The organism is Faecalibacterium sp. An122, from assembly GCF_002160895.1.
Lineage (GTDB): Bacteria > Bacillota > Clostridia > Oscillospirales > Ruminococcaceae > Faecalibacterium.
In genome coordinates, this window is sequence record NZ_NFLL01000072.1 from 1 (window position 1) to 937 (window position 937).

At 51.9% G+C, this 937-nt stretch carries 2 protein-coding genes; one reads left to right on the forward strand and one right to left on the reverse strand.

What is annotated here, in order from left to right; genetic code table 11:
• A partial coding sequence (locus tag B5E67_RS15280) for an NAD(P)/FAD-dependent oxidoreductase (protein ID WP_143405454.1) occupies nt 1-449 on the reverse strand: 449 nt, incomplete at its 3' end.
• Nucleotides 450-695: 246 nt separating this feature from the next.
• On the opposite strand from B5E67_RS15280, the gene B5E67_RS15285 reads away from it, so the two are divergent.
• Nucleotides 696-937 (forward strand): LysR family transcriptional regulator (locus B5E67_RS15285; RefSeq protein ID WP_143405455.1); only part of this gene is annotated, 242 nt, incomplete at its 3' end.

Genomic DNA, 937 nt, shown 5'->3' on the forward strand with positions numbered 1-937 from the left:
GCTCCACCCACCACATACACATTTTTTCCGGCATAGGCGGCGCCATCTCTGGCAGCATTCATGCCCATGCCCTTGCCGGCAAGCTCCTTCTCGCCGGGAATACCCAGTTTCCGCGGCGTACCGCCGTTTGCCAAAATGATACGCTTGGCCTCATAAATGCCCCTGTCCGTGGCCACAGACTTAACCTCTCCCGTCAGCGCCACATGTACAGCCTCGGCCTGAACGATCTCCACCCCGGCCTGGAGCGCCTGCTCTTTCATCCGAGCCGCAAATGTAGCTCCGGTTTCCTGCTTCTCAATGGCAGTATAGTGCGTAACAGTGGAAACCTTGCCAATGATGCCGCCCACCTGGGCTTTTTCCAGAATCAATGTGCGCTTTCCACGACTAACTGCGTAAATGCCTGCGCTGATACCCGCAGGGCCTGCTCCGATGATGATGATATCGTACATAGTCATACGCTTCCTTTCCATGTTACCGTCAAGAACAAACCAACAGCACAAAACCATTCTATGATCTGTTTCCGCTGGCTCTACCGTGGGTACAAATCCGGCCATTCGCCGAACATTCTCCCGAAGAAATATGCTGCGGTGCGCTCAGATCATTGATGTTTACACCTTGATTATAGAGCCAATCATTGATAAAATAAAATGCAGAATTGTTATACAGTTATAAACCCACGTAATAGGTGATATGTTATGCTGGATCCTCGATGGAACACATTTCTTGTCTTGTGTGAGACCATGAATTATACCCGGGCTGCGGAGCGGCTTTGCCTCACTCAGCCCGCAGTAACCCACCACATTCACTACCTGGAAGATCACTATGGCTGCCGGCTCTTTATCTATGAGGGCAAAATCCTGCGGCTGACAGAGGCGGGTCTGAAGCTGCTTGAGTATACCCGTTCCCTGGCCTACAACAGCCGCAAGGCAGAAGAAGC